General features: G+C 69.0%; 15 protein-coding genes and 1 pseudogene. 8 read left to right on the top strand and 8 right to left on the bottom strand.

What is annotated here, in order from left to right; all coding sequences use genetic code 11:
- Positions 1-36: 36 nt before the first annotated feature.
- Entirely contained in the window at positions 37-984 is a 948-nt protein-coding gene (locus tag A5781_RS04550; protein ID WP_067201890.1) for a sensor domain-containing protein, read from the top strand.
- A gap of 9 nt (positions 985-993) precedes the next feature.
- On the top strand, positions 994-1,962 hold the full coding sequence (locus A5781_RS04545; RefSeq protein WP_067201858.1) for an aldo/keto reductase: 969 nt from the start codon (positions 994-996) through the stop codon (positions 1,960-1,962).
- Positions 1,963-1,998: 36 nt separating this feature from the next.
- Here the strand turns inward: A5781_RS04545 and A5781_RS04540 are convergent, their stop codons facing one another.
- The 7 genes and pseudogenes from A5781_RS04540 to A5781_RS04515 all read right to left on the bottom strand — a co-directional run bounded on the left by A5781_RS04540 (position 1,999) and on the right by A5781_RS04515 (position 9,412).
- Entirely contained in the window at positions 1,999-2,766 is a 768-nt protein-coding gene (locus A5781_RS04540; protein WP_082939211.1) for an SDR family oxidoreductase, read from the bottom strand.
- A gap of 91 nt (positions 2,767-2,857) precedes the next feature.
- The gene (locus A5781_RS04535) at positions 2,858-4,612 is read right to left on the bottom strand and encodes a sensor domain-containing diguanylate cyclase (protein ID WP_067201850.1); all 1,755 of its coding nucleotides are present in this window, start codon (positions 4,610-4,612) and stop codon (positions 2,858-2,860) included.
- A 109-nt stretch (positions 4,613-4,721) separates the two neighbouring features.
- Positions 4,722-6,872: a glycogen debranching protein GlgX gene (glgX, locus tag A5781_RS04530; RefSeq protein WP_067201846.1), complete on the bottom strand. Its 2,151-nt coding sequence runs from the start codon at positions 6,870-6,872 to the stop codon at positions 4,722-4,724.
- 69 nt (positions 6,873-6,941) lie between these two features.
- Positions 6,942-8,123 (bottom strand): zinc-dependent alcohol dehydrogenase, encoded by a 1,182-nt coding sequence (locus A5781_RS04525; RefSeq protein ID WP_067201843.1) that lies wholly within the window; start codon positions 8,121-8,123, stop codon positions 6,942-6,944.
- Between the two features lie 42 nt (positions 8,124-8,165).
- Positions 8,166-8,351: pseudogene (locus tag A5781_RS24785) on the bottom strand (ANTAR domain-containing protein); the annotation flags it as partial.
- Positions 8,352-8,414: 63 nt separating this feature from the next.
- Positions 8,415-8,951 (bottom strand): DUF1360 domain-containing protein, encoded by a 537-nt coding sequence (locus tag A5781_RS04520; RefSeq protein ID WP_067201840.1) that lies wholly within the window; start codon positions 8,949-8,951, stop codon positions 8,415-8,417.
- Between the two features lie 77 nt (positions 8,952-9,028).
- Positions 9,029-9,412 (bottom strand): helix-turn-helix transcriptional regulator, encoded by a 384-nt coding sequence (locus A5781_RS04515; protein ID WP_067201837.1) that lies wholly within the window; start codon positions 9,410-9,412, stop codon positions 9,029-9,031.
- Positions 9,413-9,558: 146 nt separating this feature from the next.
- Here A5781_RS04515 and A5781_RS04510 point away from each other — a divergent pair, with 146 nt between their 5' ends.
- On the top strand, positions 9,559-10,008 hold the full coding sequence (locus A5781_RS04510) for an Hsp20/alpha crystallin family protein (protein WP_067201886.1): 450 nt from the start codon (positions 9,559-9,561) through the stop codon (positions 10,006-10,008).
- Positions 10,009-10,102: 94 nt separating this feature from the next.
- Positions 10,103-10,783 (top strand): PAS and ANTAR domain-containing protein, encoded by a 681-nt coding sequence (locus tag A5781_RS04505; protein WP_067201833.1) that lies wholly within the window; start codon positions 10,103-10,105, stop codon positions 10,781-10,783.
- On the opposite strand, the gene A5781_RS04500 is transcribed toward A5781_RS04505, so the two are convergent.
- Positions 10,778-12,160, bottom strand: a complete 1,383-nt coding sequence (locus A5781_RS04500; RefSeq protein WP_067201829.1) for a wax ester/triacylglycerol synthase family O-acyltransferase — start codon at positions 12,158-12,160, stop codon at positions 10,778-10,780. The genes A5781_RS04505 and A5781_RS04500 overlap by 6 nt on opposite strands.
- A 109-nt stretch (positions 12,161-12,269) precedes the next feature.
- Here A5781_RS04500 and A5781_RS04495 point away from each other — a divergent pair, with 109 nt between their 5' ends.
- Genes A5781_RS04495 through ppsA form a run of 4 tightly spaced genes read left to right on the top strand, consistent with a single transcriptional unit; the run spans position 12,270 to position 20,992 of the window.
- Positions 12,270-13,955 carry an NAD(P)-binding protein gene (locus A5781_RS04495; RefSeq protein WP_067201825.1) on the top strand — a complete coding sequence of 562 codons (1,686 nt, stop codon included), beginning with the start codon at positions 12,270-12,272 and terminating at the stop codon, positions 13,953-13,955.
- Positions 13,952-17,533: a pyruvate:ferredoxin (flavodoxin) oxidoreductase gene (nifJ, locus tag A5781_RS04490; protein ID WP_067201822.1), complete on the top strand. Its 3,582-nt coding sequence runs from the start codon at positions 13,952-13,954 to the stop codon at positions 17,531-17,533. Before A5781_RS04495 ends, nifJ begins: the two co-directional genes overlap by 4 nt.
- The gene (locus A5781_RS04485; RefSeq protein WP_067201818.1) at positions 17,533-18,561 is read left to right on the top strand and encodes a dihydroorotate dehydrogenase-like protein; all 1,029 of its coding nucleotides are present in this window, start codon (positions 17,533-17,535) and stop codon (positions 18,559-18,561) included. The genes nifJ and A5781_RS04485 overlap by 1 nt, the downstream gene beginning before the upstream one ends.
- Before the next feature lie 25 nt (positions 18,562-18,586).
- The gene (gene ppsA, locus A5781_RS04480) at positions 18,587-20,992 is read left to right on the top strand and encodes a phosphoenolpyruvate synthase (protein WP_067201815.1); all 2,406 of its coding nucleotides are present in this window, start codon (positions 18,587-18,589) and stop codon (positions 20,990-20,992) included.
- Positions 20,993-21,074: the final 82 nt, after the last annotated feature.

Here is a 21,074-nt window from a genome sequence, read left to right as displayed (position 1 = left end):
CCGTGCGCGATGTAGCTCCGTCTCGTGGGCTCGGAGATGTGTATAAGAGACACGCCCCCAATCGAGCCGCCGGTCTTCACGCCGCCGCCCACACCGCCGTACCGCCCGCCCGTCAACGTGCTGGCGACGTTGTCGCTCGTGTTCGCGTTCGTGTTCGCGCCCGTCGGAGCGATCCTGGGACACGCCGGGCTGGCGCAGATCCGCCGCACCGGCGAGCTCGGCCGCGACCGGGCCCGCGCCGGGCTGGCGCTGTCGTATGCGTTCATCGCCGTCACGGTGGTCGCCCTGATCGCGTGGGCCACGCTGGGCGGCACCCCGTCCAACCAGACCGCGGTGCCGGCCACCACCCCCACCAGCGCGGCGGCGCCGACGCCGCCGGGCCCGGTCGCGCCCGACGCCCTGGCCGCGCTCCTGCCGGGCGCCGACGCCCTGAAGAGCCTCACCACCGACGAGAACATCGAGGCCGGCCAGACGTGGGACAACATGGGCCGCTCCAGCGCAGAAGGGGCGATCGACCGGCCGGAATGCTGGGGCAGCGTCGCCCCCGGCACGCCGGACGCCTATAGCGGCGCCGGCGTCACCGGATATCGCGCGGCGGAGTTCCGGGACTCGCGCAGCTTTCTCAAGTCGACTCAGGTGATCGAGGCCGTGGTGGCCTTCCACGACCCGGCGGCGGCCCGGGCGCAGCTGGAGGCGTTGCTGTCGGGGTGGCGCCGATGCGGTGGCTTAACCGTGACGCTGACACCGGCCAACGGGGAGGCGCTCCCGTTTGCGGTGGGCGAGCCCGCCGACGCCCCCAACGGCATCACCACGCTGGACCTCGCCCCCAGGGGCCTGCAGATCCGCTCGGCCCGGGCGATCGCGGCCAAGGCCAATGTCATCGTCGACCTGATGGTCTCCTGCAGCGGCACGACGGACAGCGGCCAACCGCGGCTGGCCGGGGTGGGTATCGCCAACTACGTGCTGGGCAAGATCCCTGGCTAGGGTGGACACATGAAGTATCTCGACGTCGACGGAGTGGGCCGGGTCAGCCGAATCGGCTTGGGCACCTGGCAGTTCGGGTCACGCGAGTGGGGCTACGGCGAGGGTTACGCCTCGGGCGCCGCGCGTGACATCGTGCGCCGCGCCCGCGCCCTGGGGGTGACGCTGTTCGACACCGCCGAGGTGTACGGGCTGGGCAAGAGCGAGCGGATCCTCGGCGAGGCGCTCGGCGACGAGCGCGCCGACGTCGCGGTGGCCAGCAAGATCATGCCGGTCGCGCCCTTCCCCGCCGTGATCAAACAGCGCCAGCGCGCCAGCGCGAGGCGGCTGGGGCTGGACCGCATCCCGCTCTACCAGATCCACCAGTCCAACCCGCTAGTCCCCGACACGGTGATCATGCCGGGCATGCGAGACCTGCTCGACAGCGGCAAGATCGGCGCGGTCGGCGTCTCCAACTACTCGCTCGACCGGTGGCGGAAGGCCGACGCGGCGCTCGGGCGGCCGGTCGTGAGCAATCAGGTGCACTTCTCGCTGGCGCACGCCGGGGCGCTGGAGGACCTGGTGCCCTTCGCCGAGCGGGAGAACCGCATCGTGATCGCCTACAGCCCGCTCGAACAGGGCCTGCTGGGAGGGAAATACGGCCTGGACAACCGTCCCGGGGGCATTCGGGCGCTGAACTCGCTGTTCGGCACCGAGAACCTGCGCCGCGTCGAGCCGCTGCTGCAGACGCTGCGCGACGTCGCGACCACGGTCGGCGCCAAGCCCGCTCAGGTGGCGCTGGCCTGGCTGATCAGTTATCCGGGCGTGGTCGCCATCCCCGGCGCGTCCAGCGTCGAGCAACTCGAGTTCAACGTCGCCGCCGCCGACATCGAGCTGCCCCCGGATGCGCGCGAGGCGCTCACGGGGGCGGCCCGCGCCTTCCGGCCGACCTCGGCCGGGCGTTTCCTGACCGACCTGGTCCGCGAGAAGCTGGGCCGCTAGACCCACGGCGGCGACCCGCCGCGCTTGCGATCGCCGCTAGGACTGCGCGGAATCGGCGAACGCGGCGGGGCTGGCGGGCGCGCCCCTGGCCACCACCACCGGCATCGAGGTCGCGGCGTTCGTCCGCAGGATCGTGTGCACCACGTCGACGAGGTCCTCGACCGGCATCAGCTTGCCGGGCATGCACCCGCGGGACGCCCACAGCGGCACGGCCTTCATGGCGAGGTCCATGTCCCAGCCGATGTTCATGCCCGTGGCCGCGTCCCCCTCGCCACCCGGGCATTCCCCCACGATGAAGGTGGTGAAGCCGATGTCGGGATGTTCGGCCCGCCACGCGTCGACCATGCGCTCGAGGGCCGCCTTGCTGACCCCGTACGCACCCAGGCCCGGCCATGGCGGCCCGAACGTGCCCGCGTCGGAGGACAGGTAGACCGCCTTGCCCGCGGAGACCGTCAGGTGCGGCACCGCCGCGGCCGTCACCAGCGCCGCGCCGATGACGTTGGTGTCGAAGATGCGCCGCCAGGTCGCGGCGTCGGTGTCGACCATGCGGACCAGTGGCCCGACGGCGGGGGTGTAGACGATGTTGTCGATGCCGCCCAGGGCGTCGGCGGCGGCGGCGATCGCGGACCGGCACGACGCCTCGTCGGTGACGTCGCATTCGATGGCGACCGCGCCCGGGCCGGCGTCCTTGGCCGCCGCCTCGATGCGCTCGCGGCGCCGGGCCAGCAGCGCGACCTGGTCGCCGCGCTGGGCGAGGCCGACGCCGATGCAGCGACCGAGTCCGCTCGAGGCGCCCACCACCACTGTCCTTGACATATTTGCCCTCTCTTGTAACGAGCTGCCGTCGGCAAAAACCTACCGGATAGCACCCGTCGCAGGGCGAGGGCTCGGCTACTTAGTTGCGAACGACGGTGTTCCGGTCCCCCAGCTTGGCCCGATACATGGCCGCGTCCGCCCGGGCGGTGATCGTGTCGACGGACTCGCCGGGCATGGCGAGCGTGGCGCCGATGCTCAGTGTCGCCGATAACCACTTCCCGGATACATCAATGGGTTCGGCGGCATGACGGCGAATCTTCTCGGCGATCTGGGCGAGCTCGTCGACGCTGTGGATGTCGGGCAGCAGGACGAGTATCTCGTCGCCCCCCATCCGGCCCACCGTGTCGCTCCCGCGCACACTTCCACGGATCCTTGCGGCGAGGGTTGCCAGCACACAGTCGCCCACGCCGTGGCCCCAGGTGTCGTTGATTTCCTTGAAGCGGTCGACGTCGCAGAACAAGACCCCGACGTACGTTCCGAGCGGCCGCGGCTTCTGCATCGCGGCCTCGAATCGGCTGATGGCCTCGGCCCGGTTCACCAGCCCGGTAAGGATGTCGAACCGTGCCATCCGTTCCAGCCGCCGTTCGGCCTCTACCTGCTCGTCGATGATGCGCACCGCGGCGATCAGGCCGTCGGTGTTGCCCTCGGCGTCGACGTACGGTTTTCCGTGGCCCTCGACCCAGTGGTAATTGCCGTCGGCGGAGCGCACGCGGAACCGTTGCAGGACCGATTCGCCGGCGGCGACCCTCCCTAGCGCGGTGATGACCGTCTCGAGGTCGCGCGGATGGATGTGGCTGTCGAAATCCGAGCCGGTCCAGCCTTGCGGTGAGCGGCCCAACGCGGCCTGCACGGACGGCGAGACCCACACAATCTCGCCGCCGCGCAGGTGAACGACGATGTCCACCGCGTTGTCGGCGAGGATGCGATAGCGCATCTCGGCGTCGGCCCGCTCCTTGCTGACCAGCTCCTTCTCTATCAGCAGCCGCTGCTCCCGCTGGATGAAGAAGAACGTGATCGCCCCGACGATGGCGGTGCCCAGCAGTATCGAGAAGGTCCATTCTGCGTGCTCGCCCAGCCCGAGCCGCAGGAAGATCGGCCGCGATACTGCGACGACGATCGGAAAGCCGGCGAGGATCCCGGCCAGCCGAAGCAGTGACTTGCGGTCGGGCCGGGCGAGCAGCCAGGCGACTGGAGACCGGTCGGGGCGTGCCAGCGCCGTCGCGGCTACGAGCAGCAGTAGAGCCAAGGCGGTCATGAGCGCCTGGCCCGTCGATGGCGTATAGCCCACCAGCGCCAACGCGTTGAACAAGTAGGCCCCGAGCGTGACGAAGGAAATGGCCCCGCCGGCCGCCATGCAGGCGGGCCAGACCACGCGGGTTCCGCGATCCACTCGGATCAGTGCAACGGCGAGCGCCACGAACGGCATCGATGACGCCGTCTGCGGGCTCGGGCGTCCCGGCCAGGTCTGTTGCGACGCGCGCACCGCGTCCCCGAACCAGGCCAGGTCCAGGCCGGACGACGGCCGACCGATGGCGTACTCGACGACGGTGATGGCGGCAAGAGCGCCCACGCTCAGGGCCAAGACACGCCCGGCCCACACGCGCCCCCGCGATGGGTAGCCCACCTGCGCCAGGATCGCCATGCTCAGCATCGCCAGCCACAACGCGGTCCACGGCATCATCTGCGGCCAGGTCGGATCGATCCGGGTCAGCCGGTCGATACCGGTCGCCCAGCCCACCCATGTCACCCCCGCGAGGGCAAACACCACCGCCAGGGCGATCCGTCTGCACCAGGCCACGTCGTTCAGGCACGCGTCGGGGCTCGGCCTCTCCATCGGCTGCCCCTTTCTTCCCCCGCGGCGCAACCGACAGTGTGCGGGAGTAGGGAACCGATGTCTGGGGGCAAAAGGTCATCAATCGCGGGGCGAAGGTCACCGACGCGCGTCAGCCTCGGTCGGGGGCTTGCAACACCACGGCGGTATGCGCGTCCACGGTGAGCGCCCCTCCCCCGGGCACCTCCTCCGCGGGCGTCTCCTCCTCGGGTCCGGTGAAGATCATAAGTTGCCACGCGGCACCGAATTCCTTTGGCGGCAAGGTGAATTCAATCGGCTCGTAGTGGGCGTTGAAGCACAGCAGGAACGAGTCGTCGAGCACCCGTTGCCCTCGGGGGTCCCGGTCGGGGATGCCGTGCCCGTTGAGGAACACCGCGACGGATTTCGCGAACCCCGCGCCCCAGTCCTCCTCGGTCATCTCGGTTCCCTCCGGGGTGAACCAGGCGATGTCGGGCAGGCCGTCCTGGCCGCGGCGGCCCAGCGGCTTGCCGGAAAAGAACCGGCGCCTGCGGAAGACCGGGTGGTTGGCGCGCAGCGCCGACACCGCGCGGGTGAACTCCAGCAGGCCGTTATCCGCTTTTGCCCAGTCGATCCAGGTGAGCTCGTTGTCCTGGCAGTAGCCGTTGTTGTTGCCGTTCTGCGTGCGGCCCAACTCATCACCGTGGCAGATCATCGGCACACCCTGCGACAGCAGCAGCGTGGTGAGGAAGTTGCGCTGTTGGCGGGCGCGCAGCGCGTTGACGCCCGGGTCGTCCGTGGGCCCCTCCGCGCCGCAGTTCCAGGATCGGTTGTGGCTTTCGCCGTCGTTGTTGTCCTCGCCGTTGGCCTCGTTGTGTTTTTCGTTGTAGGACACCAGGTCACGAAGTGTGAAGCCGTCGTGGGCGATGACGAAGTTGATCGAGGCGACCGGCCGGCGCGCGGTGTGCTCGTACAGGTCGGCGGACCCGGACAGCCGGTAGGCGAACTCGTCGAGCGTCGAGGGCTCGCCGCGCCAGAAGTCGCGGACGGCATCGCGGTACTTGCCGTTCCATTCCGTCCATTGCGGCGGGAAGTTGCCGACCTGATAGCCGCCCGGCCCGACGTCCCAGGGTTCGGCGATCAGCTTGACCTGGCTGACCGTCGGATCCTGTTGCACGAGTTCGAAAAACGCCGCCAGGCGGTCCACGTCGTAGAACTCCCGGGCCAGTGTCGCCGCCAGGTCGAACCGGAAGCCGTCGACGTGCATCTCGGTCACCCAGTAGCGCAGCGAGTCCATGATCAGCTGCAGCGCGTGCGGGTGCCCGACGTTGAGGCTGTTGCCCGTGCCGGTGTAGTCCATGTAGTAGCGCTTGTCGTCGTCGACCAGCCGGTAGTAGGCGGCGTTGTCGATGCCCCGCATCGACAGTGTCGGGCCCATGTGGTTGCCCTCGGCCGTGTGGTTGTAGACGACGTCGAGGATGACCTCGATGCCGGCCTCGTGCAGGGCCCGCACCATTGCCTTGAACTCCTGCACCTGCCCACCGGGGGAGGTGGCGCTGGAGTACTTGAAGTCGGGTGCGAAGAACCCGATCGTGTTGTAGCCCCAGTAATTAGAGAGGCCTTTGTCCACCAGGGTCGAGTCGTTGGCGAAGTGGTGCACCGGCATCAGCTCGATGGCGGTGACACCGAGGTTCTTCAGGTGCTCGATGATCACGGGGTGCGCCACGGCCGCGTACGTGCCGCGGAGTTGTTCGGGGATGTCCGGGTGGGTTTGCGTGAGGCCCTTGACGTGCGCCTCGTAGATGACAGTGTCGGCGTACTGGTGGTCCGGCGGCCGGTCGTTACCCCAGTCGAAGTAGGGGTTGATCACCACCGACTTGGGCATGAAGGCGGCGGAGTCGTCGTCGTTGCGGCTGTCCGGCTCGCCGAAGTTGTAGCTGAACAGGGCCTGGTCCCACTCGAACGAGCCGTCGATTGCCTTTGAGTAGGGGTCCACCAGCAGCTTGTTCGGGTTGCACCGCAAGCCGTTCTGCGGGTCGTACGGGCCGTACACCCGGTAGCCGTAGCGTTGGCCGGGCTCGATGTTGGGGATGTAGGCGTGCCAGACGAACCCGTCGACCTCCGGCAGCGTGACGCGGCTCTCGTTTCCGTCCGCGTCGAACAGGCACAGCTCCACCCGCTCGGCCACTTCGCTGAACACGGCGAAGTTGGTGCCCGCACCGTCGTAGGTGGCGCCTAAGGGATAGGCGCGGCCCGGCCACACCTCTCCGGTGGGTGTGGGGGCGGAGGCTTCTGTGGATGTCATGGCGCTTCAATACCCTACCGGGGCCTCCCCCAAACGATGGAGCGGAGAGGCCTTGCCGCACAGCGGTTTTCAGGGCCTTAACATGACCTTAACCGCACCGTCCTGCTTCTTCTGGAAGATCTCGTAGGCGTGCGGGGCCTGGTCGAGGGGCAGCACGTGCGACGCGAAAGTGTCGACGCCGAGCGGGTCGTCGTCGGTGAGCAGCGGCATGATGTCGTCCACCCACCTCTTCACGTTCGCCTGGCCCATCCGCAGGGTCACCTGCTTGTCGAAGAGGGTGAGCATCGGCAGCGGGTCGGCCATCCCGCCGTACACGCCGATCAGCGATATCGTGCCACCGCGGCACACGATGTCGATGGCGGAGTACAACGCGCTGAGCCGGTCCACGCCGGCGGTCTGCATGAGCCGCTTGCCAATGAAGTCCGGCAACATGCCGGTAGCCTGCTGGGCCAGTTTGGCCGCCGGGGAACCGTGCGCTTCCATGCCCACCGCATCGATGACCGAGTCGGAGCCTCGCCCGTCGGTCAGGTCCCGGATCGCCTCCCCGAGTGGCGAGTCGAGCCGGCCCAGGTCGATGGTGTGGATGCCGCGCTGCGCGGCGCGTCCGAGGCGCTCGGCCACCAGGTCCACGGCGATCACCCGATAGCCGAGGTGATCGGCGATGCGCGCGGCCATGTCGCCGATCGGGCCCAAGCCGAGCACGGTGACCGTGCCCCCGTCCGGGATGTCGGCGTAAGCCACCGCCTGCCAGGCCGTCGGCAGCACGTCGGACAGGTAGACGAACCGCGAATCCGGCGGCCCCACAGGGACTTTGATGTGCGTGAACTGCGCCTGCGGGACGCGCAACAGTTCGGCCTGGCCGCCGGGGACCTCGCCGTAGAGCTCCGAGTAGCCGAACAGCGCGGCCCCCATGCCCTGGTCACGCACCTGCGTGGTCTCGCATTGGGTGTAAAGCCGCTTGTCGCACATGTAGCAACTGCCGCAAGAGATTTGGAAGGGGATGACGACCCGGTCCCCGACCCGCAGGTCGCCCGTTTGGCCGCCGACCTCGCGCACGATTCCCATGGGTTCGTGTCCAAGGATGTCCCCGGGGTTCATGAAGGCCCCGAGGATCTCATAGAGGTGCAGATCGGACCCGCAGATATTGGTCGACGTGACTTCGATGATGGCGTCGGTGGGTTGCTCGATCTTCGGGTCGGGCACCGATTCCACTCGCACATCGCGCTTACCGTGCCACGTGACAGCCTTCATGTGGACAGCACATACCCGCCTCGCGGCCCTCGAAACGCCGCCTTAGCGACGCCGGCGTTTGAGTGGACGCTCGCTGTCGATCAACGACTTCGCGATGTCGATGAGCCTGGTGTTGGATTGCTGCGAAAGCCGGACGAGGAGTTCGAACGCTTCGACGGCGTCGAGATTGAAGCGCTCCACGACGATTCGCTTGGCCTGCCCGATCATGTCCCGTGAAGCCAGGGCGGCGCTGTCCTCCGGGGAGGGCGCGCAGTTCGCGGCGAGCGAGGCCGAAGACCGGCTGAGCGCGGCTCAACCCTCGGCCGACTGCTGCGCCATCGCGTAGGCGAGCTGAAGGAAGTCGGCGCCGGTCAACACGGTGAAGACGCCGGCGACCAGGCGGGTGAACCTGGGCGCGAAGACCAAGCCGATGGCGAAGCCGGTCGCCACCCACATATCCAGGCAGAACGGGCACGTCAGCAGTTCTCCCAGGCTGTGCCGCAACGGGCTATCGTGCCGAACCTCCTCCATGACCTCGGCCGGTCCGCCGCTGCCCGCGAAGCGGGTGAACGGCGCGCGCAACGGGCTGGTCACCGCGTCTTTGGTCAGCGTCCGCGAGAGCTTGTGGGTGCCCAGGGTGACCGTGATCAGGTCCTGGATCCGCCACCGGGTAGGCAACGTCCGCCCGGTGAGCAGCGCGGCCGTGGTCGCGACGGCTACCAGGGCGGTGTAGATGAGCAACACCGCCACGTAGCCGCCCAGCGGCCGAGGCTCGTCGCCGCGGTATTCGTCCGCTTCGCGCCGTGCGCCGTCGACCACCTGGGCCTTGGCCTCAGCCACCTCTCCCATTGCATCTCCTTCAACTCAAGGGCACAGCAGGCTGTGTACCCGAAGTCGGTGAGCGCAATCGGGGGACCCGCGGTACCTCAGCCGGCCCCTTCGCCGGGTTCGCCGGCGCCCTGCGTGACCTTCGCGGTTCTCGCGCCCTTCCGCAGAGTCCGGTTCGTGGACCGTAGGTCGGTGTTGGCCGCTGAGAGCGTCGCGTTGTGATCCTCGAGGTCGAGGATCCGGGCGACGCCGGCCAGGTTGATGCCGGCGTCGACCAGCTCGCTGATGCGCTTGAGCCGGGCCAGGTCGTCGGCGCTGTAGCGGCGGGTTCCGCCGTTGCTTCGCGCCGGCGCGAGCAGCCCATACCGCTCGTACAGGCGCAGCGACTGCACCGGGATGCCGGAGAGCTCGGCGGCCACCGAGATGCCATACACGCCGTGATCGGGCGCCGGGACGCCGGAATCGCCGCGTTGGTCGGTCATCACGCGTCTCTCCTCGAAGCTAGCTGGCCTAGAAAATCTATTTATCACACTTGCGCCACTATGTCGACAGTGCTATACCAAATCTATGTCATTGGACATAGGTAATAGCCAGACCACAGCCTAGATTGGAGTGAGAGGTGACCACCATGCTGATGCGTACCGACCCCTTCCGTGACCTCGACCGCTTTGCCCACCAGGTGTTCGGTACGGCCGCCCGGCCGGCAGTGATGCCGATGGACGCCTGGCGCCAGGGCGAGGAGTTCGTCGTCGAGTTCGACCTGCCCGGCATCGACGCCGAGTCGCTCGACATCGACATCGAGCGCAACGTCGTGACCGTGCGCGCCGAGCGGCCCGCCCTCGACCCGAACCGCGAGATGCTGGCCACCGAGCGCCCGCGCGGGGTGTTCAGCCGGCAGCTGGTGCTCGGCGACAACCTCGACACCGACAAGATCGAGGCGTCCTACCGCGAAGGTGTTCTGCGGCTGCGCATTCCGGTGGCCGAACGGGCCAAGCCGCGCAAGATCTCCGTCGGGCGCGGCGACGGGCAAACGGCCATCAATGAGAACGCCTCGCAACGCGAGGTCATCAACGCCTGATGTCCGGCAGGCAGGTGGCGGCCCGGGTCCCTGCAGAAACGCACGGGCCGCCGCCTCCGCCGATTTCACGGAGCCAGAAGAGACCGGGTGCGAGATGAAGTGGGAATTGGACGGCCAAACCGCCAACGTCGAACAGGCGTTGGCCGGCGGCGCCGCGCAACCGGCCGGCTGGTTTCGCTTCTACTTCACCGACCAGCGCTGGGAGTGGTCGGAACAGGTGCAGCGGATGCACGGGTATGAGCCCGGTAGCGTGACGCCCACCACCGATCTGGTTCTCTCGCACAAGCATCCGGACGACCGTGGTCAGGTCGCGGCCACCATCGATCAGATCGTCAACACCCGGCAGGCGTTCAGCACTCGCCATCGAATCATCGACACCGGCGGGAATGTGCGCCACGTCGTCGTTGTGGGCGACCAGTTCTTCGACGACGACGGCGACGTCGTTGGAACGCAAGGGTTTTACATCGACGTCACCCCGGCCACGGGACAGGTGGCGGAGGAGATCGTCAGCGCCAGGCTGGCCGAGATCAACGGGAACCGGGCCGGGATCGAACAGGCCAAGGGCATGCTGATGCTGATCTACGGCATCAGTGACAGCGCGGCCTTCGAGTTGCTCAAATGGCTTTCACAGGAAGCGAACATCAAGTTGCGCCCGCTTGCCGAGCAGATCGCCGAAGACTTCCGCGGCGCCGGGTTACGCCTCGGTGCCCAATCGGAGTTCGACCACCTAATGCTGACGGCGCATGAACGCATCACCCAGTCCGACGCGTCATGAGGACTTGCGGCGCCGGGTACGGGCGGCCGCAATCAATTGCGCCATCCCCTTCTCGATGCCGGCGGCGAGCGCGTCGATGTCGGGCGCCGTGTCGTAGTCGGCGGTGATGCCGAAGACGAAACTGTCGGCGTAGCTGAGCATCCCGACGCCGGTGCGCACCTGCAGAGCGATCGGGGGAACCGGCAGGAGTTCCAGCACCCGGCGGCCCATCAGCCGCTGGCGGCTCCGTGGACCGGGAACGTTGCTCGCCAAGGCGACGACCGCGCGTTGGGGGAACCGCGACAGCAAGCGAATCGCCCACGCGGACAGCGCAAACGGGGTGCTCCTGGCCGCCACCACCACCGCGCTGCCACCCTCGCTCTGACCGCTCGCTTTGGCGTGGGTGAGCCGGTCGTGCACCAGTTTCAGCTGTTGCACCGGGTCCGCCTCGTCTACGGGCAGCAACGGCAGCATCGCCGAGACCCGGTTACCCGCGACATTGAAGTGGTCCACCGCGCGGACCGAGACGGGGACCAGGGTGCGCAGCGAGTCTCGGCCCGGTTGCTCGCCCCGCGCCAGCAATACGGCCCGGTAACTGTTGGTAATCGCTGCCAGCGCAACGTCGTTCAGTGTGACCCCGAATGCCCGGGCGACCTTGTTCATGTCCGTCAGCCGGGCGCGGGCCACGCTGTACCGCCGCATCGCGGTCACCGGCCCGTTCAGCGATGACTCGGGGGCGGGGCGCATCAGCGCGGTGGCCAGCTCGGCCGCCCCGATCGCCGCGTGTTCGGCCGCGGTCACCGCACCGAGCGCGCTTCGCCCGATTCCGCTGGCCCAGCTCAGGGGGTTGAGGCTGATCTTGGACAGGTCCACCCCGCGCCGGACCGGCTTCCTGGCGGCGCCGACGTCGACGGCAAAGGTGCCGCCGTCACCGTCGTCGCCGAACTTGGCGAACAGTTGCGTCATCGCGATGCCGTCGGCGATGCAGTGGTGAATCTTGGTGAGCACCGCCCACCGGTTTCCGCTGAGCCCCTCGATGATCCAGGACTCCCATAGGGGGCGCTCACGATCGAGTCGGCGTTCCATCAGCGACGCGATCATCTCGAACAGCTCCGGGTCGCGGCCCGGTTGCGGCAGCGCGACGCGGTGCAGGTGACGCGAGAGGTCGAAGTGGGGGTCGTCCGTCCATTCCGGCGGCCGCAGGTCGAGCGGATGGGTGCGCAGGATCTGCCTGCAGCGCGGTACCGCCGCCACCCGCCCGGCGAATTCGCCGACGAACTCTTCGTAGGTCGGGATCGGTCCCTCCACGATCGACACACCGCCCACCGCCAGGCTGACATGCGGATCCGAGTCCTCCACCTCCAGGAAGCCGGCATCGAGCGCGGTCAATTGCTCCATGGTGCTACTTTCCGCACCGCAATGCCCTGCTGGCAGGGCCGTAAGTCCTCAACTACTGAGGCCAAACGGCGGCTGTGGCGGCGCGCCCCGGGCCCATATCGTGAGGGGGGTGACGGGAGAGCAATTGAGCAGCGAGGCAGATGCTTTCGCCGCCTCGTCCCGCACCGACCTGACCGCACTGCCCGACCTCCTGCACGGGCGGCCGCGCACGGGCCCGGTCCGCGAACGCCGCCCGATCTACGTCGATCTGCTGCCGCCGTGCAACGCCGGTTGCCCCGCCGGCGAGAACATCCAGGCGTGGCTGGCCCACGCCCGAGCAGGACGCTTCGAGCAAGCCTGGCGGCAGCTGACCGCCGACAATCCCTTCGCCGCGATCCACGGCCGCGTCTGCTACCACCCCTGCGAATCCGTCTGCAACCGGGCGCATCTGGACTCCTCGGTGTCGATCCACGCGGTGGAGCGATTCCTCGGCGACACCGCCCGCGCGCAGGGATGGCTGTTCGACCCCCCGCCGCAGCCGACGGGCAAGCGGGTGCTGGTGGTCGGCGCCGGTCCCAGCGGGCTGTCGGCCGCCTATCACCTCGCGCGGCTCGGCCACCTGGTGGATGTCTGTGACACCGGCGCGCAGCCGGGCGGAATGATGCGCTACGGCATCCCGAAATACCGGCTGCCCCGCGATGTGCTGGACGCCGAGATCGACCGCATCGCCGCCCTCGGCGTGGAGTTCACGTGCGGGCACCGGGTCCAGGACCTGGCCGCCGAACGCGACGCGGGGGGCTTCGACGCGGTGTTCGTCGCCGTCGGCGCCCACCTCGCCAAGCGCGTGGACATCCCGGCCGCCGACGCCGGGTCGATGCTGGACGCGGTCTCCTTCCTGCGCGCCGTCGCCGCCGGGGAAACACCCGAGCTCGGCCGCCGCGTCGCCGTCTACGGCGGCGGCGACACCGCGGTGGACGCCGCGCGCGTCGCGCGCCGGCTGGGCGCCGAGGACGCCGTCATCATCTACCGCCGCACCGCGGCCCAGATGCCCGCGCACGAGCACGAGGTGCAAGAGGCCGAGCGCGAGGGCGTGCGGATCCACTGGCTGCGCACGATCACCGCCTTCGACGGCCCCGAGCTCCAGGTGGAGCTCATGCGGCTCGACGACTCCGGACGCCCGGTGCCGAGCGGGCAATACGAGACGCTGGCGGCCGACACCGTGATCATGGCGCTGGGGCAGGAGACCGAGTCGGCGTTCATGCGCAGCTTGCCCGGCGTGGAGTTCGACGACGACGGTTCGGTGCGGGTGTCGTCGTCGCTGATGACCGGCTGCCCGGGGGTGTTCGCCGGCGGTGACATGGTGCCCTGCGAACGCACCGTGACGGTCGCCGTCGGGCATGGCAAGAAGGCGGCCCACCACATCGACGCGTGGCTGCGCGGCGGCGACCTGCAACGCCTGCCCAAGCACCCGACCGCGGAGTTCGACCGGCTGCACCCGTGGTACTTCGGCGATGCCTCCCGGCGGGCCGAGCCCGAACTTCCCGCCGCGCGACGCATCACCGGATTCGACGAAGTGGTCGGCGGCCTGTCGGCGCAGGCCGCGACGTTCGAGGCCGGCCGGTGCCTATCGTGCGGCAACTGCTTCGAGTGCGACGGCTGCCTGGGCGCCTGCCCGGAGGACGCGGTGATCAAGCTGGGGCCGGGTCACCGCTATCGCTTCGACTACGACCGCTGCACCGGGTGCGCCACCTGCTACGAGCAGTGCCCGGTGCACGCCATCGAAATGGTCCCCGAGATGATCCCGGAGCCGCGATGACGCGCGCCACGATCGACGGCAACGAGGCGGCGGCATCGGTGGCCTACCGCCTCAACGAGGTGTGCTGCATCTACCCGATCACCCCGTCCTCGCCGATGGCGGAGCTGGCCGACGACTGGTCGAGCCGGCACCGGCCCAACGTCTTCGGCACGGTGCCCACGGTGGTGGAGATGCAGAGCGAGGGCGGGGCCGCCGGCGCCCTGCACGGCGCCCTGCAGGGCGGCGCGCTGGCCACGACGTTCACCTCGTCGCAGGGCCTGTTGCTGATGATCCCGAACATGTACAAGATCGCCGGCGAGCTGACCTCGGCGGTGATCCACGTCGCGGCCAGATCGATTGCCGCGCAGGGTCTTTCGATTTTCGGCGACCACCAGGATGTGATGGCGGTGCGCCAGACCGGCTTCGCGCTGCTGTCGTCGGCCTCGGTGCAGGAGGCCCACGACCTGGCCCTGGTCGCGCACGCGGCCACGCTGCGCACCCGAATCCCGTTCGTGCACTTCTTCGATGGCTTCCGCACCTCGCACGAGCTGAACACCATCGGGTTGCTCGACGACGACGACCTGCGGGCCCTGGTTCCCGAGGAGCTGGTCCTGGCCCACCGCGAGCGCGCCCTGTCGCCGGAGCGGCCGTTCGTCCGCGGCACCGCGCAGAATCCCGACACCTATTTCCAGGCCCGCGAGACCGTCAACCCGTTCTACGCCCGGGTGCCCGAGATGGTCGAGGACCTGATGAGCGAGCTCGGCCGCCGCACCGGGCGGGCAATGCACATCGTCGAGTACACCGGACACCCGCAGGCCGAGCGGGTGGTGGTGCTGATGGGATCCGGCGCCGAGACCGCCGCCGCCACGGTGGCGGCGGCGGTCGCCCGCGGCGAGCGGGTCGGGGTACTGCGGCTGCGGCTGTACCGGCCGTTCCCGGTGCGGGCGCTGCTGGCCGCCCTGCCCCCGACCGTGCGCGCGGTCGGCGTGCTCGACCGCACCAAGGAACCGGGGTCGCACGGCGAGCCGCTGTACCTGGACGTCGTCGCGGCCCTCGCCGAGGCGTACGCGAGCGGTGAGCGGTCGGCGCTGCCGATGGTGTGCGGCGGGCGCTACGGGCTGTCGTCGAAGGAATTCACCCCGGCCATGGTCGCCGGCGTATTCGCCGAACTTGCTCGCGACCGGCCGCGGGCCCGCTTCACCGTGGGCATCGACGACGACGTCAGTCAGACGAGCATCGACTACGACCCGAGCTTCGACATCGAGACCCCTGGAGACACAGACACGGTGCGCGCGGTGTTCTTCGGCATCGGCTCGGACGGCACCGTCGGCGCCAACAAGAACACCATCAAGATCCTCGGCGGCGAGGAGGACCTCTACGCCCAGGGCTACTTCGTCTACGACTCGAAAAAATCTGGCTCGCAAACCGTTTCGCACCTGCGATTCGGGCCCGAACCGATTCACGCGCCCTACCTGGTGCAGCAGGCCTCGTTCGTCGGCTGCCACCACGAGCGATTCCTGCACAAGCTCGACGTGCTGGGCCGGGCCGCCCCGGGCGCCGCGCTGTTGCTCAACACCAGGCACCCGCCCGAGAAGGTGTGGGACACCCTGCCGGGCAGCGTGCAGCGCCAGATCCTCGACAAGCGCATCCGGCTGTACGTCGTCGACGCCAGCGGCATCGCGCGTGAGGTCGGGCTCGCCGGGCGGATCAACGTCGTGCTGCAAACCTGCTTCTTCGCCATCTCCGGTGTGCTGCCGCTGGAACAGGCGCTCGCCCGGATCAAGGACAGCGCGGCCAAGACGTACGCCGGGCAGGGCGCCGACGTGGTGGCCCGCGAGGCCGAGGCCGTCGACCGCGCCCTGCAACGGCTGCACCAGGTCGATGTCCCGGACACCGCAAACTCCGCCATCGCGCTCGAGCCGCCGGTCGGACCCGACGCCCCCGACTTCGTGCGGGCGGTAACCGGCGAGATGATCGCCGGGCGCGGGGACGCGCTGCCGGTCAGCGCCCTCCCGATCGACGGCACCTACCCCAGCGGCACCGCGGCCTACGAGAAGCGCAACATCTCCGACCTCGTCGCGGTCTGGGACCCCGACACGTGCATCCAGTGCGGCAACTGCTCGTTCGTCTGCCCGCACAGCGTCATTCGCACCAAGTTCTACGACCAGGAGCACCTCGGTGACGCCCCCGCGACGTTCCCCTCAGCGCCGCTGGACGCGGTCGGCCTGCCCGACACCCGCTACACCCTGCAGGTCTACGTCGAGGACTGCACCGGATGCGACCTGTGCGTCCAGGCCTGCCCGGCTGTGGTGCCCGGCACGCCGGTGACCAAGGCGATCAACCTGGCGCCGCGCGAACCGCTGGTCGCCCCCGAACGCGAGAACATCGCGTTCTTCGAGACTCTGCCGGTGGCCGAGCGCTCGAGGGTCGACTTCGGCACCGTCCGCGGCACGCAGTTCCTGCAGCCCTTGTTCGAATTCCCCGGCGCGTGCGCCGGTTGCGGGGAAACGCCCTACCTCAAATTGCTCTCGCAGCTTTTCGGTGACCGGTTGGTGATCGCCAACGCCACCGGCTGCTCGTCGATCTACGGCGGCAACCTGCCCACCACGCCCTGGACGGCCAACGCCGAGGGACGCGGGCCCGCCTGGTCGAACTCGTTGTTCGAAGACAACGCCGAATTCGGGCTCGGGCTGCGGCTGGCCGCCGACACCCATCTCCGCCAGGCCCGCCAGCGGCTGACCGAACTGCGCGACGCGCTGGGCCCCGACCTCGTCGACGCGGCCCTGGCCGCCCCGCAGCGCCGCGAATCCGAACTGGACGAGCAGCGCCGCCGCGTCGCCGAGCTGCGCGGCCGGCTCGACCGGCTGAACCCGGCGGTCGGTGACGAATTGCAGAGCGTAATGGAGCATCTGGTGCGCCGCAGCGTGTGGATCGTCGGCGGGGACGGCTGGGCCTACGACATCGACGCAGGCGGCCTGGACCATGTGCTGGCCAGCGGGCACAACGTCAACGTGCTGGTGCTCGACACCGAGGTGTACTCCAACACGGGCGGGCAGATGTCGAAGAGCACACCGCTGGGCGCGGTGGCCAAGTTTGCCGCCGGCGGCAAGACGGTACCGCGCAAAGACCTTGCTTTGCAGGCGATCTCATACGGCAACGTCTATGTCGCGCGGGTCGCCTTCGGCGCCGACCCGCAACAGACGTTGCTGGCCTTCCGCGAGGCCGAGGCCTACGACGGGCCGTCGCTGATCATCGCCTACAGCCACTGCATCGCGCACGGCTTCGAGATGCGCAACGGCCTGGATCAGCAGCACCGCGCCGTCGCCTGCGGGCACTGGCCGCTGATCCGCTACGACCCGGTGCTACGCGCCACCGGAAACCCGCCGTTCTTGCTGGACTCGCACCGGCCCCGCCTGCCCCTGGCCGACTACCGCAGCCGCGAGCTGCGCTACCGGAGCCTGACCAACACCGACCCCGACGAGGCCGAACGCCTCGCGGCGCTGGCGCAGGAGTCGATCGACCAGCGCTGGAACGACTACGAGGACATGGCCTCCCGCGACCCGCGCCACTTCCCGTCCGACGCGCGGAGGGAGGGCTGATGGACCTGACCACTCACTACCTGGGCCTGAGGCTGCGCAACCCCCTGCTGGCATCGGCATCCCCGTTGAGCAGCACGGTCGATGGGGTGCGCCGGCTCGCCGACGCGGGCATCGGGGCGGTGGTGCTGTACTCGCTGTTCGAGGAGCAACTGCGCCGCGAGGCGGCGCACAACGAGCGAATGGCGTTGCAGGGCAGCGAAAGCTACGCCGAGTCGCTCAGCTACTTCCCCGCCACCGTCGAACCGTCAGGCAACGGCAGCGGCGCCCACCGCTACCTGCGCCAGCTCGAGCGCGCGGTCGCCGCGGTCGACGTCCCCGTGATCGGCAGCCTCAACGCGTCCACACCCGGCAACTGGGCGCACTACGCCCGCCGCATGCAGGACGCCGGCTCGGCGGCGATCGAGCTGAACATCTACTACCTGCCAGGCGACGCCGGCGTGGACGGCCGCGCGGTGGAGCAGCGCCACCTCGACGTGCTGGCCGAGGTCAAAAGCGCGACCGGCATCCCGGTCGCAGTCAAACTCAGCCCGTACTTCAGCGCGACCGCCGACATGGCGCACCGGCTGGAGGCGGCGGGCGCCGACGGCCTGGTCCTGTTCAACCGGTTCCTGCAGCCCGACATCGACCCCGAGACGCTCGGCACCGTACGCACCGTCGCGCTGTCCACCCCGGCGGACACCGGGTTGCCGCTGACGTGGATCACGTTGCTGCACAAGCGCATACAGGCATCCCTGGCCGCCAGCACGGGAGTCGAGACGGCACGCGACGTGGCCAAGTACCTGCTCGCCGGGGCCGACGTCGTCCAGTCGGCGTCGGCGCTGCTGCGCCACGGTCCCGAGTACGCCGCCGTGCTGCTGCGGGACCTCGCCGACTGGCTGGACCGCAAGGGTTTTCGGCGCCTCGACGAGGTGCGGGGGCTGCTGGCGGCACCCGGCGGAGAGGAGCCGGGGTCGTTAACCGCCCGGGAACGCGCGGACTACGTCTGGATCATGCGAAAAGCGAACAGCGGTATCTACGAATCTTATTGATGCAACCTGCCGAAGGAAGAACACCATGAACGATTTCACCTACATCCGCTTCTTCGAAGAAATCGGCATCGAGGATGTCCCGCTGGTCGGCGGGAAGAACGCCTCGCTGGGCGAGATGTTCCAGAAGCTGACCGGGCAGGGCGTGCGCGTCCCGCACGGGTTCGCGATCACCGCCGAGGCCTACCGGCACGTGCTGGACACCGCCGGCGCCTGGGACGCGCTGCACGCCGCGCTCGACGATCTCGACCCCGACGACGTCACCGCGCTGGCACGCAAGGGCAAGCGGGCCCGCGAAATCGTCTACGGCGCAGGGCTTCCCCCGGAGCTCGCCGCCGAGATCACGGCCGCCTATCGGCAGCTTCAGGAGGAATACGGCGAAGACGTCAGCCTGGCCGTGCGCAGCTCGGCGACCGCCGAAGACCTGCCGACCGCCAGCTTCGCCGGCCAGCAGGAAACCTTCCTCAACATCAAGGGCACCGAGAGCCTGCTGGACGCCTGCCGCCGGTGTTTCGCCAGCCTGTTCACCGACCGGGCCATCCACTACCGGATCGACCAGGACTTCGACCACTTCAAGGTGGCGCTGTCGATCGGCGTCATGAAGATGGTGCGCTCCGACCTCGCCTCGTCGGGGGTGATGTTCACCCTGGACACCGAATCCGGCTTCCACGACGTCGTATTCATCACCGGCGCCTACGGGCTCGGCGAGAACGTGGTCCAGGGCGCCGTCGACCCCGACGAGTTCTACGTCCACAAGCCGACGTATCAGGCCGGCCACCGCGCGGTGCTGCGCCGGCTGATCGGGGACAAGGCGGTCAAGATGATCTACGTCGAGGGCGAGACGAAGAACACCGTCCGCAACATCCCCACCCCGAAGGCCGACCGCGCCCGGTTCTGCATCACCGACGAGGACGTCCTCGAGCTGGCCGGCTACGCCTGCGCGATCGAGGGCCACTACGGGCGGCCGATGGACATCGAATGGGCCAAGGACGGTCTGGACGGAAAGCTCTACATCGTGCAGGCGCGCCCCGAAACCGCGGCCTCCCAGCGCAGCCTGACGGTGATCGAAAGCTACGTGCTCGAGGGCAAGGGCGCCGAACGCAAGGAGGTACTCGCCGAGGGCCGCTCGGTCGGCGAGAAGGTGGCCACCGGCACCGCGCGCCGGATGGACAACCTCGGGAAGCTGTCGGAGTTCCGGCCCGGCGATGTTCTGGTCGCCGACATCACCACGCCCGACTGGGAACCCATCATGAAGATCGCGGCGGCCATCGTCACCAACCGCGGCGGGCGAACCTGCCACGCGGCGATCATCGCCCGCGAGCTCGGCATCCCCGCCGTCGTCGGCGCGGGTGACGCCACCACGAGCGTGCCCGACGGCGAGGTCGTCACGGTGTCGTGCGTGGAGGGCGACACGGGCCGGGTGTACCGCGGCGAGTTGGGCTTTCGCGTCGATCGCACCGAGGTCTCCGACCAGGAGCGGCCGCACACCGAGATCATGCTCAACCTCGGCAACCCGGATCTGGCGTTCAAGACGTCGTTCTTGCCGAACGACGGCGTGGGGCTGGCCCGGATGGAGTTCATCATCAACGAGTACATCCGGGTGCACCCGCTGGCCCTGCTCCACCCCGACCGGGTGGACGATCCCGAGGCACGGCGGACCATCGAAACCCTGACCTACGCCTATTCCGACGGCGCCGAATTCTTCGTGGAGCGCCTGTCGGAAGGGATCGGCACCATCGCCGCCGCCTTCTGGCCCAAGCCCGTCGTCGTGCGGATGTCGGACTTCAAGACCAACGAGTACGCCAGCCTGGTCGGCGGCAGCGGCTTCGAGGCGGCCGAGAGCAACCCGATGATCGGCTTCCGCGGCGCCTCGCGCTACGCGCACCCGGCCTACGCCGAGGGATTCGCGCTGGAGTGCCGGGCGATGAAGCGGGTGCGCGAACAGATGGGGCTGACCAACGTCGTGCTGATGTTGCCGTTCGTGCGCCGGGTGGCCGAGGCGGACCTGGTCCTGGCGGAGATGGCCAAACACGGTCTGCGCCGCGGGGAGAACGGGCTCAAGGTGTACGCGATGTGCGAGATCCCCAACAACGTCATCCTCATCGACGAGTTCGCCAAGCGCTTCGACGGGTTCTCCATCGGGTCCAACGACCTCACCCAGCTGACCCTCGGCGTCGACCGGGACAGTGAGATCGTGGCCTTCGACTACGACGAACGAGACGAGGGCGTCAAGGAGATGATCCGCCTGGCCGTGGAGGGCTGCCGGCGCAACGGGATTCACTCCGGGCTGTGCGGTCAGGCGCCGTCGGACTACCCCGACATGGCCGAGTTCCTGGTCCGCTGCGGCATCGACTCGATCAGCCTGAACCCCGACGTGGTCGTCAAGACCACCCGGCAGATCCTGGACCTCGAGCGTGCGGTGCAACTGCAGTGATCGAGGGGACCGAGCGCGGGGTCGGGGCGACCGGCTGGCCTTGATCGGTCCGGGCGTCTCCCGCCGACATTGCCGACAGCGC

It is taken from the genome of Mycobacterium sp. 852002-30065_SCH5024008, from assembly GCF_001665645.1.
Classification (GTDB): Bacteria; Actinomycetota; Actinomycetes; order Mycobacteriales; family Mycobacteriaceae; genus Mycobacterium; species Mycobacterium paraffinicum.
The sequence above is the reverse complement of the archived record's forward strand: the minus strand, read 5'-3'. Positions and strand labels throughout refer to the sequence as shown.